This window comes from Blautia sp. OF03-13 (assembly GCF_003460685.1).
GTDB classification, from domain to species: domain Bacteria; phylum Bacillota; class Clostridia; order Lachnospirales; family Lachnospiraceae; genus Fusicatenibacter; species Fusicatenibacter saccharivorans.
Genome location: NZ_QTVR01000003.1, coordinates 214,505 through 229,564 on the forward strand (window position 1 = coordinate 214,505; position 15,060 = coordinate 229,564).

At 45.7% G+C, this 15,060-nt stretch carries 16 protein-coding genes and 3 pseudogenes; 15 read left to right on the top strand and 4 right to left on the bottom strand.

What is annotated here, in order from left to right:
- Positions 1–79: 79 nt before the first annotated feature.
- Together DXA55_RS03600 and DXA55_RS03605 are read right to left on the bottom strand one after the other, a co-directional pair.
- A complete protein-coding gene (locus tag DXA55_RS03600; RefSeq protein WP_117813046.1) occupies positions 80–901 on the bottom strand; it encodes a hypothetical protein in 822 nt (273 codons plus the stop codon).
- Positions 882–1,517: a helix-turn-helix domain-containing protein gene (locus DXA55_RS03605; protein WP_117813047.1), complete on the bottom strand. Its 636-nt coding sequence runs from the start codon at positions 1,515–1,517 to the stop codon at positions 882–884. Before DXA55_RS03605 ends, DXA55_RS03600 begins: the two co-directional genes overlap by 20 nt.
- Positions 1,518–1,786: 269 nt before the next feature.
- Here DXA55_RS03605 and DXA55_RS03610 point away from each other — a divergent pair, with 269 nt between their 5' ends.
- On the top strand, positions 1,787–2,077 hold the full coding sequence (locus DXA55_RS03610) for a hypothetical protein (RefSeq protein ID WP_055228321.1): 291 nt from the start codon (positions 1,787–1,789) through the stop codon (positions 2,075–2,077).
- Here DXA55_RS03610 and DXA55_RS03615 read toward each other — a convergent pair.
- Positions 2,063–2,263, bottom strand: coding sequence for a Uma2 family endonuclease (locus tag DXA55_RS03615; protein ID WP_117804669.1), 201 nt, complete (start codon positions 2,261–2,263; stop codon positions 2,063–2,065). The two genes, DXA55_RS03610 and DXA55_RS03615, sit on opposite strands and share 15 nt — an antisense overlap.
- 38 nt (positions 2,264–2,301) lie before the next feature.
- Positions 2,302–2,544 carry a hypothetical protein gene (locus tag DXA55_RS03620; protein WP_022463041.1) on the bottom strand — a complete coding sequence of 81 codons (243 nt, stop codon included), beginning with the start codon at positions 2,542–2,544 and terminating at the stop codon, positions 2,302–2,304.
- Between the two features lie 231 nt (positions 2,545–2,775).
- On the opposite strand from DXA55_RS03620, the gene DXA55_RS03625 reads away from it, so the two are divergent.
- The 14 genes and pseudogenes from DXA55_RS03625 (at position 2,776) to DXA55_RS03690 (ending at position 14,997) form a co-directional block, all read left to right on the top strand.
- Positions 2,776–2,973 (top strand): hypothetical protein, encoded by a 198-nt coding sequence (locus DXA55_RS03625; RefSeq protein ID WP_055228323.1) that lies wholly within the window; start codon positions 2,776–2,778, stop codon positions 2,971–2,973.
- Entirely contained in the window at positions 2,951–3,364 is a 414-nt protein-coding gene (tnpA, locus tag DXA55_RS03630; RefSeq protein ID WP_055228324.1) for an IS200/IS605 family transposase, read from the top strand. The genes DXA55_RS03625 and tnpA overlap by 23 nt, the downstream gene beginning before the upstream one ends.
- A complete protein-coding gene (locus DXA55_RS03635) occupies positions 3,357–4,967 on the top strand; it encodes a hypothetical protein (protein ID WP_055228325.1) in 1,611 nt (536 codons plus the stop codon). The genes tnpA and DXA55_RS03635 overlap by 8 nt, the downstream gene beginning before the upstream one ends.
- 216 nt (positions 4,968–5,183) lie before the next feature.
- Positions 5,184–6,953 carry a glycoside hydrolase family 3 N-terminal domain-containing protein gene (locus tag DXA55_RS03640; RefSeq protein ID WP_055228326.1) on the top strand — a complete coding sequence of 590 codons (1,770 nt, stop codon included), beginning with the start codon at positions 5,184–5,186 and terminating at the stop codon, positions 6,951–6,953.
- Positions 6,954–7,159: 206 nt separating this feature from the next.
- Positions 7,160–7,423, top strand: coding sequence for an IreB family regulatory phosphoprotein (locus DXA55_RS03645; protein WP_117813048.1), 264 nt, complete (start codon positions 7,160–7,162; stop codon positions 7,421–7,423).
- 11 nt (positions 7,424–7,434) lie between these two features.
- A complete protein-coding gene (gene ruvX, locus DXA55_RS03650; protein WP_117813049.1) occupies positions 7,435–7,878 on the top strand; it encodes a Holliday junction resolvase RuvX in 444 nt (147 codons plus the stop codon).
- A gap of 15 nt (positions 7,879–7,893) precedes the next feature.
- Positions 7,894–8,154 carry a DUF1292 domain-containing protein gene (locus DXA55_RS03655; RefSeq protein WP_022461718.1) on the top strand — a complete coding sequence of 87 codons (261 nt, stop codon included), beginning with the start codon at positions 7,894–7,896 and terminating at the stop codon, positions 8,152–8,154.
- 178 nt (positions 8,155–8,332) lie between these two features.
- Positions 8,333–9,997: a ribonuclease J gene (locus tag DXA55_RS03660; RefSeq protein ID WP_055218756.1), complete on the top strand. Its 1,665-nt coding sequence runs from the start codon at positions 8,333–8,335 to the stop codon at positions 9,995–9,997.
- Positions 9,998–10,002: 5 nt separating this feature from the next.
- Positions 10,003–10,338: a YlbF family regulator gene (locus DXA55_RS03665; RefSeq protein ID WP_158565025.1), complete on the top strand. Its 336-nt coding sequence runs from the start codon at positions 10,003–10,005 to the stop codon at positions 10,336–10,338.
- 26 nt (positions 10,339–10,364) lie between these two features.
- The gene (locus DXA55_RS03670; RefSeq protein WP_117761676.1) at positions 10,365–10,778 is read left to right on the top strand and encodes a solute-binding protein; all 414 of its coding nucleotides are present in this window, start codon (positions 10,365–10,367) and stop codon (positions 10,776–10,778) included.
- Positions 10,779–10,808: 30 nt separating this feature from the next.
- Positions 10,809–11,473, top strand: a pseudogene (locus DXA55_RS03675) (O-methyltransferase).
- Positions 11,470–12,698, top strand: a pseudogene (locus DXA55_RS03680) (peptidase U32 family protein). Before DXA55_RS03675 ends, DXA55_RS03680 begins: the two co-directional pseudogenes overlap by 4 nt.
- Before the next feature lie 239 nt (positions 12,699–12,937).
- Positions 12,938–13,060, top strand: a pseudogene (locus DXA55_RS19150) (sugar nucleotide-binding protein); the annotation flags it as partial.
- Positions 13,061–13,728: 668 nt separating this feature from the next.
- Positions 13,729–14,997, top strand: coding sequence for a glycosyltransferase family 4 protein (locus DXA55_RS03690; protein ID WP_117813050.1), 1,269 nt, complete (start codon positions 13,729–13,731; stop codon positions 14,995–14,997).
- The last annotated feature ends 63 nt before the right edge of the window (positions 14,998–15,060 follow it).

Sequence of the window (15,060 nt, forward strand, 5' to 3'; positions counted from 1 at the left end):
TGTAAAAAGGTCAAAAAAGAAAACAGTACAGAAAAAACACACAGCGTGTGGAATTTTCTGTACTGTTTTTACTTTGTCTCTAACTGCGCATCAGATATCCATATTTGCGCATCTGTCGGCGTATGATTTGCTCAACACGCTGGCGGATTTCCAGAGGATAGTAATCGGCCAGAGAAGCCAGTTCCGTGCAGACATCTTTTGTAGTAAAGGAAAAGTGAAGCTGGATACCGTATAATTCCTCCGCAGCATCCAGCTGTGTATCAAAATCAGAGCTGAAAGGTTTGGCTTCGATGCGTTCCATACAAACATCCATCGGCAGATCCAGAGGGTAGTCATTGCTGGTGTCTGCAAACAGGCATAAACCCTGATCGAACAGAGGACTTAGAGAATATTGCTCTGTTTCTGTATCATATAGAACAGCGATGTTGTTGGTGTGCCGGTCTTCATTCAGAAAGAAGGCATCAATTTCCAGCATAGCGGTCAAATATGCGCCGAAGTTCTGAATTCCCGTCATGTTTTCTAACTGGTCTGCCAGAAAACGAATGCGTTCCGCAGGTTCTGAAAAAGCAGCAAGTGAGATTGCCAGACTGTCTCCGGTATTCTGACGGTACAGTTTTTCCAATGGGATCAGCATCTGATTTGCTTTTAGAAAATCAGGACTGGAACAGCCACTGCGGAGAGTGCCGCGGTATGCAATCCGAACAGGCTGATACAGGACAAACGGGTGGGAAAGAGTGCTTTTTTGCAGTAAATGAGACACCAGTGTCTCCGAGAGTCCCTCATATCCCATATAGTCGGATTTGTACCAGATATTACCGATTTTCCACTTGAGCTGGTCCCCTTTTGAGGTGTGATCTGTTTTTTTGACAGGCAGCTGATGATCAAGACGGATCTGTTCCATGGCGTGCCTCCTTATTCTTCAGAATCAGGATCCATTGCTCGTCACCGGCCATTCGCCCATCTGTTTTTTCAATGATAAGCAGCGGATCATAAAAGGGAAGTCCCATTTCTTTTAAAATATCTTTGGCATGATCGCGTGTTTTGGGAAAACAGCGGCTTTCCAGAAACCAGGTAAAATCATCCCAGGTCGGATGCTCCACAACGCCAAAGGCACGAAGCGGAATTTTTTTTGTGTAATTCTGGATTGCAATTTTCTCATGACGGAAGTCGATATCAATCGTTGTGCAAAGCTGATCGCGGTAAAGAAAACACATCCGCGTTTTGACATCGGGATCCGTGCTGAAACAGTGAGCACGGGCAATTTGATTGTATACCGTCTGCCTGCTGACCTGAAAGGTGCGCGCGATCTCGGCAATACTTTTTCCCTGCTGCTGCATGGCAGCCATCTGAATGATTTGTGGCAGCGAAAAAGCAGGTTTTCTTCCAGCTGCATGGCGCAGGGCTTCTTTTTGGGCTAACTGCTGGTATTGTTCCGCGTCCTTGGAAAGCCTGCGCAGCTCCTTTGGATCTGTTGTTCCAAAGATCTCATAAATCTGCTGCTCAAATGTGTTTTTCATGCAATCACCTCGTTTCTGCCATTACTGTATCACAGAGATCTGAAAGCGTCAAGAAATCATTTATTGACAAAAAACGAACTGATTGAGAAAAGTTACGGCTCGCAGATGTCTGAGAACAGCAATCATGGCGATGAAAGAACTTCCCTGCAGTGCAGGCAAAAGCTTGACAGAAAAAAGAAAAGTAGCGTACAATAAAGAAGCAGTACAGAGAGGCACGCAAACCGTGGGATTTCTGTGCTGTTTTTTTAGCAAAAAGGGAGGTTTTCAAAATGAATGAACTGGTTGAACTGTTAGACGAACTGCAGAAAAAAGCAAAGGCAGACCCCATTCTGCGTGAAAAACTGCTTCAGACAAGGGAAAATCCGAATCCAATCCACGCATTCTGCGAAATCTGCCATGCCTATGGCGTTTCCATCTATGAAATGGATCTTGCCATGGCAGGTGAAGAATTTTACGCAGAAATCAAACGCAGCACCAATGGCGGCGGAGAAAATTCCCCGGCGCTTGAAGGGGAAGATGACTTCTATGAGCTGTTTCTGGCAGCGTTAGAAAATATATGATTTTTTGCGAAGAATGTAAGTATTGATGAGTGTGGAAAGCTGCATGGACAGTGCCTGATGAACCTGCGAAGGGCTTGCCATGTCGTAGACGACACCGTCAAAAACTTCGAAGCGTTTCTCTTCTGGAAGCATTTCATACTGTTCCAGCGTGACTTTTTCGAGCTGTGGTTGAAGAACTGGCGTCATAAAATACACATCTTTTCCCAAAAATGAAATGAAATCGCTTAAAATTCTTTCTTTAAATGTTCTGCGAGAATCGTATCGTAATCGCCTTCGATTTCCTCATCGCGCCCTGCATACCGCAGATTGGTCTCCACGCCGACCGGCTCCACATCGTCTGCAAATTCCCAGATATGATACCGCAGACCGCGGTGCTCAAAGTCGATGCTTCCGCAGTTGTCCTCTTCGACATAAGAAAAAGAGATGTTCTTCTCGTTTAAAACAGATTGAATTTCTGGCATATGCATAAAACTATAATCCTCCTAATCGTTGTTGACATATTTGTTATTAGTATAGGGCAATGGCGGAAAAAATTCAATCTACAAGCTTTTCGATAACAGTATACGTGTCTGAGAGGTTATAAATTAGTGGCGAAAACCCATAGGTTTGCCTGTGGGATGAAAGCCACATATTTTTTACTTGGTTTTTACATAGAATAGATGTATAATATATGCATAGATAAAAAGGAGGTTAAGTGCATGGGAAGACCGAAATCAAACAATGTACAAATTAACATTTCAATTCCTATGGAGTGGAAAAAAGAACTGGAAAATATTGCTCGTATCTATTCTGTTGAGGAAGGGAAAACAATTACATTCCTTGATTTAATGCGTCGAGGAATTCAGGAAAAGTATCAGTTAGGAGAACAGAATGATGAGCAGGAAACCCTATCATAGTGCTTCGCATTGCAAGTATCTGATACAATATCATATTATCTGGTGTCCAAAATTTAGATTTTCTGTATTACATGGGAAAGCAGATATGACTCTCAAACAGATACTACAAAAAATATGCGAGGATTACGGATATAGAATTAAAGCACTTGAAGTAATGCCGGACCATATCCATATTTTTGTAGATGTGCCACAAACAGTCGCTCCCTGCGATGTGGTTAGAACACTCAAAAGTAAAAGTGCGATTGAATTATTTAAGGCATATCCAACACTGAAACGGTTTTATGCAAGATGTGGTGTTTTATGGTCGAGGGGATATTTTATATCTACAGTGGGACAGATAAGTGAAGCAACAGTAATGCAGTATATAGAGGAACAGAAAAGTCATGAATGAGAAGGAATATAAGAAAAGCCTAAGACAATTTCATAAACATTCTGACAGACATATCCTGGTCGTAGAAACCGATATGTCTTTTTCTGATATACAAAAGGTGGTAGCTCTTTCTGATAAGATTCGAAAAGCAGGAAATGAACTGGTTGGTCTTATGAGAAAGAATTACGACCAGCTTATCCGTACGAAAAGGTATCGGAAAGTACGGAAACTTTATGGTGCTACAGAAGAGAAAAAGAAACGAAAAGTACTTGCCCGTCAGCTGAATGAAATGCAAAAGCAATATCATGTTACATGGGATGATTGTAGAACATCTATGATACCAATCGGTAAAAAATATGGGATTGATGCTATATTTGCACTTACAAAAGCCGAAGATGTTTGGAGAGGGATAGAAAAATGCTTATATGCAAATGGTAAGACACTCCACTTTTCTAAATATGGAGTGTTGCCCTGTATTCGAGCCAAACAAAGGAATCGTGGGATTCCAATTTCTGTGAAAGAGAATCAATTGCAATTTAAATTTGGTAAATCTACGTTTGGAATACAACTGAAAGATAGATTTCAATCGGATGAAATTCACGCTGTTTTGGATTACCTTGCTGAACCTGAAATAATAGATAAGAAAGCAATCCAGATATTTGCAGAGAAAGCGTATTGTATCAATACTTACAGACCCTGCTATGCTACGCTTGTACCAAAGTTGATTCGTGGGAAATACAGAGTGTATTTGCACTTAACGATTGAGGGGAAAGCAAAACCGAAATATGACAGATTTGGGAATCCAAGGCATAAATTTGGAAAAGGTATCATTGGTGCGGATATTGGAACGCAGACCGTTGCTTATACATCGGATACGGAGGTTGGTCTTAAAAACTTATCCGAAAGAGGGAACAGTATTCAAAAATCCGAGCGATTAGAAAGAATTTATTATTGTGCAATGGATAGAAGCAGACGAGCGACCAATCCACAGAATTATAATAAGGATGGTACGATTAAAAAAGGTCGAAAGATTTGGAAATACTCGAATCATTATAAAAGACTGAAAGCGAAACACGCAGAATTATGCCGTATTAATGAAAGAAACAGACAGCTTGCGATAAATGAAGATGCCAACTATCTAAGAAGCCTTGGAGATGTGTTGATTACAGAGCCTAAAAATGCCAGTAAACTTATGAAACGAGCGAAAGAGACTACGAAAAACAATAAAGGTAAGTTTAACAAGAAAAAGCGTTTCGGTAAATCAATAAAGAATCGATGCCCTGGTGGATTTCAAACGACAATAGAAAAGAAATTTGAAGTGTCTGGTGGCAGATATATAGAAGTGGCGAGCAATTATAGAGCAAGTCAATATGACCATACCGCAGATGCTTATGTCAAAAAGAAGTTGTCGGATAGAATGTATCATTTAGTGGATGGAACATTGGTACAGCGAGACTGGTATTCCTCATTTTTACTATACTGTTACGATGATAAAATAGAAGAGATAAATAAAACAAAATGTAGAACAGAATTTGAAAAACATTACAAGAGGGAAAAAGCCTTAATTGAATGGATTCAGGCGAATCAGATTAAAATTTTAAATAGTGGAATAAAAACAGCATAAATGAAATACGTTAGGGAGATTGACGATACTTCCTTATCAAAAGATAGAAATTTGCCGTCAATGTGGTCGTAGGACTGCCCGGCAATAAAAGTCCTTACTCAAATAGACTTACACTTGTATTCCAAAGTCTGAGAATGATGTACGATTACAAGCTAAACTTGGTAGTAAGAACCCCACGGGCTTGCCCGTGGGAGTCGTCAGCCGTTCGGATATGGAATGTCCTATACGACCTTTGACGTAGCAACAGAAAATGCAGCGTGGAAGCCGGATGCAGAGCCAAAAACAATCACAGTAACCGTAAAAGTAACAAACACCGGCTCCTGTGCCGGAAAAGAAGTTGTACAGATTTACGCTGCCTGCCCGTTTGGAAAACTGAAAAAAGAGAGAAAACGTCTGGTCGCTTTTGGAAAAACAGCACTGCTGCAGCCGGGAGAATCCGAGACACTGCACCTTAAGGTACCAACTGTCCTGCTGGAATCCTACCGGACAGGCAAAGCCGTATACTGTATGGAGGCCGGAGACTATGATTTTCTGGTCGGAACCTCAAGCCGGGATGTAACCCTGGCTGCGAGACTGACACTTGATAAAACCGTGGAAACCGAGCATCTGACCAACATCTGCCCGCTGCTCGACGCATTAAAGGAAATTCAGCCGGAAGAGGAAAAAGAGGAGCGCTGGAGAGCAGAACGGGAGCAGATGTGGGAAGAAAAGAAAGCAGAAATCCCGCTGCTGTTCCTGGATGAAAAAGGTCTGATCCGCGATGGAAAGAGTGCCGAAGAAATGTATAAAATTCTGAAATTCGGAGAAACAAATGCAGCAGAAGCAAAGGAATGCGATGCCAACGGCTGTGAATTTGAAGCAGAAACAACAGAAGCGAAAGAGGACGCCGGAAACTGCAAATGTGGAGCAGAACAGCCGAAATGGGAAGAAAGACGGCGCAGGGCAATGGAAAAAGCCGCCGAACTCGCTCGGAAGCTGACACCGGAAGAAAAAACGGCTCTTGTCTGCGGCCGCAGCAGCGGAAGCAAAGAAATCATCGGAGCCGCTGCCGTTACCGTACCGGGTGCAGCCGGGGAGACAACCGCCTCCTTGCTGGAAAAATACGGTGTTGCCAATGTCATTCTGGCTGACGGGCCGGCAGGCATCCGCATCACCTCCCATTATCAGAAAAATCCGTCGGACGGCAGTGTTTACAAAATGAACATGTATCAGCGTCTCGAGAACCGTATTTTCGGAACCGAATTCCTCCACACCGACGGAGAAGATTATTATCAGTACTGCAGTGCGATCCCGGTCGGAACGCTTCTGGCGCAGACATTCGACACAGAGCTTCTCGAGGAAGTAGGCCGCATGATCGGCGCAGAGCTGGAGGAGTTCGGCGTGACCCTCTGGCTTGCACCGGGCATGAACATCCACCGCAATCCGCTCTGCGGACGCAACTTCGAATATTATTCTGAGGATCCGCTTGTCAGCGGAAAAATGGCGGCAGCCCTCACAAGAGGCGTCCAGAGCCGGTACGGGGTCGGAACGACCATCAAACATTACGCCTGCAACAATCAGGAAGAAAACCGCCGCGGCGTATCGAGCATCGTCTCCGAGCGCGCTCTGCGTGAGATCTATCTGAAGGGCTTCGAAATTGCAATCAAAGAATCCCAGCCAAAGGCGATCATGACCTCCTACAACAAGGTAAACGGTGTCCACACCGCCAACAGCTACGATCTGTGCACAACCGCTGCAAGAAAGGAATGGGGCTTTGCCGGCATCATCATGACAGACTGGACCACAACAAACGCTGACGGAGGCTCCTCTGCCGCAAAATGCATCGCTGCCGGAAACGATCTTGTGATGCCGGGAACCGACACCGACCGCCGCGAAATCCTGGATGCGCTGAGTGCCGAAAATGACCAGTATCTCGAGGAAAAAGACCTGACCGCCTGTGCCCAGAGAATCCTGGAAATGATTTTTACTTCCAATTCATATGAATAATGCGGCGTTTTCAGGGATAAAATAACATCAGAAATAGCTGCCGCCACTTCGCAAAGCGAAATTTTCCATGCGGGCTTTGAATGTTACAGTTCGCTGAGATGCAGTGAACTGTAACATTCAAATAGTTGGGCAATTTCACGATTGAAATTTCCCATAACATGTATTAGAATATAAATGATATCAATAAATACGAGGACGTGAAAAAAATGTCAGGATTAAGTAACACACAATATTTTAAAGTAAAAACAGAGCCGGAGATTCAGGTAAAAGAGGTACTCGAAACCGTTTACAAAGCCATGGTAGAAAAAGGGTATAATCCAGTCAACCAGATCGTAGGCTATATCATGTCAGGCGATCCGACGTACATTACAAGCTTCAAGGGGGCCAGAAGCCTGATCATGAAAGTAGAGCGTGATGAACTGGTAGAGGAACTGTTAAAAGAGTACATCAAAAATGAATCCTGGAAGTGAGCGTAATTACTATGAGAATAATGGGATTAGATTACGGCTCAAAAACAGTAGGGGTGGCAGTCAGCGACACCCTGGGTCTTACTGCGCAGGGAATCGAAATTGTCCGCAGAAAATCGGAGAATAAGCTGCGTCAGACGCTGGCCCGGATTGAAGAGATAGCAAAAGAGTACGGCGTGGAAAAAATCGTACTCGGCTTCCCGAAACATATGAACAACGACATCGGAGAGCGGGCCGAAAAATCTCTCGAGTTCAAAGAAATGCTGGAGAGACGGACAGGTCTGCCCGTTGTCATGTGGGACGAGCGGCTGACAACGGTCGAAGCAGACCGCACCATGATGGAAACCGGAATCCGCAGGGAAAACCGCAAGGAGTACGTAGATATGATTGCAGCTGTTTTTATCCTGCAGGGATATCTGGACTATCTTTCCCATCAGAAGGAATCACAGGAAAACTGAACAAAGGAATATTGTATGGAAAAAATAACATTTGTAACAGATGATGGCGGCAAAGAAGAATTTTACGTGGAGGAGCAGACCAGAATCAACGGAGTCAACTATATTCTGGTATCCGATTCAAAGGACGATGAGGCAAATGCCTATATTCTGAAGGATATCTCCACCGATACCGACGCAGAGGCAGAGTATGTTATGGTAGAAGACGACACCGAATTCGATGCCGTTTCCGGCGTATTTGCTTCCATGTTGGATGACGAGGCAGACATCACCTATTGAACCAGCCGTTTTGAAGCCATACCGGGACGCAGACAAAGCGGGACCGGGACAGCGCTTTAAAGGGCAAATCCTGCAGGTGCGGGACATGCTCCATCAGCCTGAAGTGACGCTCAGGGGATGCGTGCGTGAAGCCGTACCGGTAACGGAATCGTTTGGAAAACATGCGCGGAGGTGCTATTTGAAAAAGAATAATGGAAGTAAACTAAAAATTATACCGCTTGGCGGTCTGGAACAGATCGGTATGAACATCACCGTTTTCGAGTATGAGGACAGTATCATCGTCGTAGACTGCGGACTTGCATTCCCGGAAGACGACATGCTCGGTATCGACCTGGTCATCCCGGATGTAACATATCTGAAAGAAAACATCGACAAAGTCAAAGGCTTCGTCATCACCCACGGCCACGAGGACCATATCGGAGCCCTGCCTTACATCTTAAAAGAAGTGAACGTGCCGGTCTACGCCACCAAACTGACGATTGGCCTGATCGAAAACAAATTAAAGGAGCACAACCTGCTCCGTACCACAAAACGGAAAATCATCAAACACGGACAGTCCATCAACCTGGGCGCATTCCGCATTGAGTTTATCAAAACAAACCACAGTATTGCAGATGCAGCAGCACTGGCAATCTACTCCCCGGCTGGCATCATCGTCCACACCGGAGACTTCAAAGTCGACTACACACCAGTCTTTGGTGATGTCATCGACCTGCAGAGATTCGCAGAGATCGGAAAGAAAGGCGTTCTGGCACTGATGTGCGACAGTACCAATGCAGAGCGGCCTGGCTTTACCATGTCCGAGCGGACCGTAGGAAAGACGATCGACGGCCTGTTTGCCGAGCATCAGAATTCCCGAATCATCATCGCAACCTTCGCATCGAACGTCGACCGTGTGCAGCAGATCATCAACTCTGCTTATAAATACGGCCGTAAAGTTGTCATCGAAGGCCGCAGTATGGTCAACATCATCTCCATCGCGCAGGAGCTGGGCTACATCAATATCCCGGAAAATACCCTGATCGATGTGGAGCAGATGAAAAACTACACCGGCGAGCAGCTTGTCCTGATCACCACCGGAAGCCAGGGCGAGTCCATGGCAGCACTGTCCCGTATGGCGGCACACCTGCACAAAAAGATCTCGATCCTGCCGGGCGACACCGTGATCTTCAGTTCCCACCCAATCCCGGGAAATGAAAAAGCCGTTTCAAACGTCATCAACGAACTGTCTGCACAGGGTGCCAACGTCGTATTCCAGGACGTTCACGTATCCGGACATGCCTGCCAGGAGGAAATCAAGCTGATCTACTCCCTGGTAAAACCGAAATACGCGATCCCGGTACACGGCGAATACCGCCACTTAAAAGCACACGCAGAAGTAGCACAGAGCCTCGGTATCCCGAAAGAGAACATCTTCCTCATGTATTCCGGTGATGTCATGGAACTCGATGAGGACGGCGCAGCAGTAACTGGCAAAGTCCACACCGGAGCCATCATGGTCGATGGACTCGGCGTTGGTGATGTAGGAAATATCGTCCTGCGTGACCGCCAGCATCTGTCCGAGGACGGAATCATGGTCGTTGTACTGACTCTCGAAAAGAGAACGAACCAGCTTCTGGCCGGCCCGGACATCGTATCCCGCGGTTTCGTCTATGTACGCGAATCCGAGGATTTGATGGGCGAGGCAAGAGAAGTTGTAGAAGAGGCACTGGATGGCTGCCTTTCCAAAAATATCTCCGACTGGGGCAAGATCAAATCCACGATCAAAGATGCCCTCGGCGATTATGTATGGAAGAAAACAAAGAGAAGACCGATGATCCTTCCGATCATCATGGAGGCATAAATACCATGGACAAAGTAACAGAATGTCTGGATGCGCTCATCGAAGAAATGAGGGAGAGCAGGGCATATCAGAATTACTTGTGGATGGAAGAGAAACTTGAAAAAGACCCGGACTTAAAAAGCCGGGTCGACGACTATCGAATCCGCAACTACCGACTGCAGCAGTCCGAAAACGTAGACCTTTACGATGCGGTAGATTCCCTCGAGCGGGATTCCTACGCACTCCGCAAAAGCGAGAAGGCAAACGCTTATCTTGAGGCGGAGCTTGAGGTCTGTAAGATGGTACAGAAGGTGCAGGACCGTATTTCAGAAGAAATCCGCATCGGCGTACCGGAAATCTAAAACCGAAAATCAAAAGGAGAGCGCCCATGTCCGAAAAGAAAAGGGATGCCGGATACCGCGCAGCGCTGACAGGTGCGAAAGGAACCGTGCGCCTGCTCATTTACGTCTGCGTGATTCTTGTGATCATTCTGGCAGCGAAAACTTCATATCAGTTTGGACATGACGTGTTTGCCGAGGAGCCAGTCGCATCCAGAGGAAAAGGAAAGGAAGTCACCGTACAGGTGCGTTCCGGGATGGAGGCGAAAGAACTTGGCGAACTCCTGAAAGACAACGGACTGATCGACGAAAGCCTTCTGGTTTTCGAAGTCCAGTACCGCCTGTCCGGCTACTACGGCGGCATCAAGGACGGTTCCTACGTGCTGAACACCGCACAGACCGTCGATGAAATGCTGGAAATCCTGGCGGGCATCAACACCGAAGGACAGCCGTCTGCGGAATAACGCACGTTTGCAAAACAAGAGGAATCTTACATGATAATAGACGAACGAATGGTAACCTACATCAATTCTCTGGACACCGGCCACACCCCGTTTCTGGAAAATCTGGAGCGGACGGCCAAACAGACAAAAGTGCCGATCATTCGCCGTGAAATGCAGAGCTTTTTAAAAGTATTCTTAAAGATGAAACAGCCAAAGAGAATCCTGGAGGTAGGAACTGCCGTAGGATTCTCTGCTGTTTTCATGGCACAGTACGGCGAACCGGACGCAGAGATTACCACAATAGAAAATTACGAAAAACGCATCCCGATCGCACGGGAGAACTTCGAAAAATCCGGCTTTGCCGACCGTATTACCCTGATTCCGGGAGATGCCGCCGAAGTCTTAAAACCCTGGACGGGCCGTATGACTTTATCTTTATGGATGCGGCTAAGGGACAGTACATTCATTTTCTGCCGGAGGTTTTGCGCCTGCTCGACGAAAAAGGCGTGCTGATCACCGACAATGTGCTGCAGGACGGCGACGTCATCGAATCCCGCTTCGTCGTGGAACGCCGGAACCGCACGATCCACAAACGGATGCGGGAATACTTATTTGAACTGACACACAAAGAAGGGCTGCTGACATCGGTCGTGCCGCTGGGAGATGGAATCGCGATCACGATGAAAAGCCATGAGAAGAGAGAGGAAACAACATGAGAAAACCGGAATTACTGGTTCCAGCCAGCAGTCTGGAAGTATTAAAAGTAGCAGTGATCTTCGGCGCAGATGCCGTATATATTGGAGGCGAAGTCTTCGGACTTAGGGCGAAGGCGAAGAACTTTTCGATGGAAGATATGAAAGAAGGCGTGGAGTTTGCGCATGAGCATGGTGTAAAAGTGTATGTGACCGCGAATATTCTGGCGCATAACCAGGATCTGGAGGGTGTGCGCGCTTACTTTACAGAGCTGAAAGAGATCGGGCCGGATGCGCTCATTATTTCGGATCCGGGAGTGTATCGGATTGCGATGGAAGTGTGCCCGGAGATTGAGCGGCATATCAGTACACAGGCGAATAATACGAACTACGGAACGTATCAGTTCTGGTATGAGCAGGGGGCGAAACGCGTTGTGACGGCAAGAGAGCTGTCGCTGGCGGAAATCAAAGAGATCCGGGAGCATATTCCGGAGGAGATGGAGATCGAGACGTTTATTCATGGGGCGATGTGTATTTCGTACTCGGGGAGATGTCTGCTGTCCAATTATTTCACGGGAAGAGATGCAAACCAGGGGGCTTGTACACATCCGTGCCGGTGGAAGTATGCGGTCGTGGAAGAGTCCAGACCGGGGGAGTATCTGCCGGTGTATGAGAATGAGAGAGGGACGTATATCTTTAACTCGAAAGATCTTTGTATGATTGAGCATATCCCGGATTTGCTGGATGCGGGAATTGACAGTTATAAGATTGAAGGAAGAATGAAGACGGCGCTGTATGTGGCGACGGTGGCAAGGACGTATCGGAAGGCGATTGATGATTATCTGGAGAGCCTAAGAAGTATGAGGAGAATATGGAGTGGTATCGGGATCAGATTTCGAACTGTACGTACAGGCAGTTTACTACGGGATTTTTCTATGGGAAGCCGGATCATGAGAGCCAGATTTATGATAGTAATACGTATGTGAAGGAGTATACGTATCTGGGGATTGTCGGGGAGAAGAATGAAAAAAGCAGATATGCGATTGAGCAGAGGAATAAGTTTTCAGTTGGGGAAGAGATTGAAGTGATGAAACCGGATGGGGAGAATGTCTGCGTTACGGTGAAGGGGATCTGGGATGATGAAGGGAACCAGATGGAGAGTGCGCCGCATCCGAAGCAGAAATTGTGGATTGATCTTGGCGTGGAATTGGATAGGTTTGATATTTTGAGAAGGAAAGAAATGGAATAGGATAGGAAAATAAAAGGGGATTAGGAACGTGTCATTTTCGAAAGGTTGCTAATCCTTTTTTTGTGCGAATAGAGATTATGTAAAGCAATGGTAATGATAAAAGAAACAAATAGGAAAAAGTTCGACATTCTGTGAAGAAAGTTGCTTCATAATGTTTACAAACTGGAGCAAATAAGCTAGAATGTACATGATATTATTGGACTAAGGCTAAATGCTGTTTTAATAGGCCATAAGTCACAAAAGTCCGTGCCATCAATGCTGGCGGCACTCAGAACATTGCAGATGTCTGCAAGAAACTGGACTGCAAAATGACCTACATCAGCACGGATTATGTGTTTGACAGTCAGGGCACAGAGCCTTGGTAGCCGGACTGCAAGGATTACAAGCCTTTGAATGTCTACCTCAAACTTTCAGTGGCGGCATGATGGTCTACGGTGGCGTATAAAACTCATGCAAAATACCCCTACTGCGAGCCTGTTTTATTGCGGAGCAAGGGACGGACATGATACCTTCATTTTTCCGAAGAATTAGAGGTGGAGGTTGAAAGTGCTGAAAAGCCCAAAATCTATTTTTCTGGAAAAGTTTATTGCAGACGGAAGAAGGACATGATAACTGCATTTTTCTGGGGAATTAGAGGTAGAGGGTGGTAGATGATTGTTCATGTTGCAACAAAGAAACAGTATGAACTTGTACAATTTTAACAAAGTAAGTTGATGTGAAGGTCATGACAATAAGGGTCAGCACTTTGAAAAATGGAGAAGTGCGACAGCGAGTTATGACAATAAGACCGGACACTTTGTTGGTGAGCTGGTATGAAGGTGTCTACCATAAAGTTTCAGTTGAAGCAAATTGGGCGAGTAGACCATGATAGGTCTACATAAAAGATTCAGTGATGGTCGAAAAAAAAGATGATCACTGTGAGAAAAATGATAACTACAGTGTGATGAACACACTGCTTGATATAGATAAAGCCCGCCGGTGTTCTGCATCGGCGGTTAGATATAAAAACTTGTGAGAGGAATATAGCGAAATGTCAAATAAGAAAAAACTCCTGATCTATGCTCATTACTATGTTCCAGATACTGCGTCAACGGGGCAGATCCTCCGTGAACTGGCGGAGGGTATGCTGGATAAATTCGACATAACAGTCATCTGCGTGGTGCCGAGTTACTTGGGAACTATTGAAGATAAATATAAGACACAGAAATATTACGAAGAAGAAATCAACGGCGTGAAAGTGCTGAGAATCCGTGTGCCGGAGTTCAGCAAGACCAATAAGAAGAGCCGTGTGAAGAACATTGTCTCCTATTTCTTTGGGGCAATGGGGGCAACCTTCAAGGTTGGAAAGATGGATTATGTGTTTTCCATTTCCCAGCCTCCGATCCTCGGCGGCCTGTTGGGCGTTTGGGGTAAATGGGTGAAACACGCCAAGTACATTTATAACATTCAGGATTTTAACCCAGAGCAGGTATTGGCTGTTGGCTATACCAAGAGCAAGATTATCACTGATGCCATGATGTGGTTCGACAAGTTCAGCTGCAAGCGCAGTGACCTTGTAATTACAGTCGGTCGCGATTTGGTGGAAACGGTAGAAAATCGCTTCAAGGGTAAGAAAGTCCCGAAAACCGTTATGATCAACAACTGGATTGATGAAAACGAAATTTATCCGTTGGATGAGAATAATGAAAAGGTTCTTGCCTTCAAGAAAAAATACGGTTTGGATGGCAAATTTGTCATTATGTATTCCGGCAACATTGGTCTGTACTACGACCTTGAAAATCTGATCAAGGTTGTGGAGAGAATCAAACCGGGCACTAAGACTGCCGATGGTCGAGAGGTTGTATTTGCTTTTGTCGGTGCTGGTTCTGTGCTGGACAAGCTGGTGCTTTATGTAAAAGAGCATCACATGGATAATGTGGTCTTTATCCCGTATCAGGATAAGGCTGACCTTATATATTCTTTGAACGCCGGTGATGTCCACTGGTGCGTGAACGCAAAGGGCATTAAAGGCGTGAGTTGCCCGTCAAAGGCATACGGCATAATGGCCGCTTCGAAGCCCATTTTAGGGGTTCTGGAGTCAGGCTCAGAGGTTCGATGCTTGATTGAGGACACAAAGGGCGGACTATGCTGTGAGCCGGGTGAGTATGACAAGGTAGAAGAAAACATCCGCTGGTTCATTGATAATGCAGGGAGCAGCGAGTTGAAGGCGATGGGAGCCAGAGGCCGTGAGAATCTGGAGAAGAATCTGACCAGAAACGTAAGTGTACAGAAGTATGCAGAAGAAATTCTGAAGCTGTGATTCGAGTCGTTCCATTGTTAGTACAGAAGGGCTGGAGGAATCTAATTAGTATATTTCGGAGAT

Coding starts and splice junctions, on each gene's coding strand:
- DXA55_RS03600 (WP_117813046.1), bottom strand. CDS start 901: ATGGAACAGATCCGTCTTGATCATCAGCTGCCTGTCAAAAAAACAGAT.
- DXA55_RS03605 (WP_117813047.1), bottom strand. CDS start 1,517: ATGAAAAACACATTTGAGCAGCAGATTTATGAGATCTTTGGAACAACA.
- DXA55_RS03610 (WP_055228321.1), top strand. CDS start 1,787: ATGAATGAACTGGTTGAACTGTTAGACGAACTGCAGAAAAAAGCAAAG.
- DXA55_RS03615 (WP_117804669.1), bottom strand. CDS start 2,263: ATGACGCCAGTTCTTCAACCACAGCTCGAAAAAGTCACGCTGGAACAG.
- DXA55_RS03620 (WP_022463041.1), bottom strand. CDS start 2,544: ATGCATATGCCAGAAATTCAATCTGTTTTAAACGAGAAGAACATCTCT.
- DXA55_RS03625 (WP_055228323.1), top strand. CDS start 2,776: ATGGGAAGACCGAAATCAAACAATGTACAAATTAACATTTCAATTCCT.
- tnpA (WP_055228324.1), top strand. CDS start 2,951: ATGAGCAGGAAACCCTATCATAGTGCTTCGCATTGCAAGTATCTGATA.
- DXA55_RS03635 (WP_055228325.1), top strand. CDS start 3,357: ATGAATGAGAAGGAATATAAGAAAAGCCTAAGACAATTTCATAAACAT.
- DXA55_RS03640 (WP_055228326.1), top strand. CDS start 5,184: ATGTCCTATACGACCTTTGACGTAGCAACAGAAAATGCAGCGTGGAAG.
- DXA55_RS03645 (WP_117813048.1), top strand. CDS start 7,160: ATGTCAGGATTAAGTAACACACAATATTTTAAAGTAAAAACAGAGCCG.
- ruvX (WP_117813049.1), top strand. CDS start 7,435: ATGAGAATAATGGGATTAGATTACGGCTCAAAAACAGTAGGGGTGGCA.
- DXA55_RS03655 (WP_022461718.1), top strand. CDS start 7,894: ATGGAAAAAATAACATTTGTAACAGATGATGGCGGCAAAGAAGAATTT.
- DXA55_RS03665 (WP_158565025.1), top strand. CDS start 10,003: ATGGACAAAGTAACAGAATGTCTGGATGCGCTCATCGAAGAAATGAGG.
- DXA55_RS03670 (WP_117761676.1), top strand. CDS start 10,365: ATGTCCGAAAAGAAAAGGGATGCCGGATACCGCGCAGCGCTGACAGGT.
- DXA55_RS03690 (WP_117813050.1), top strand. CDS start 13,729: ATGTCAAATAAGAAAAAACTCCTGATCTATGCTCATTACTATGTTCCA.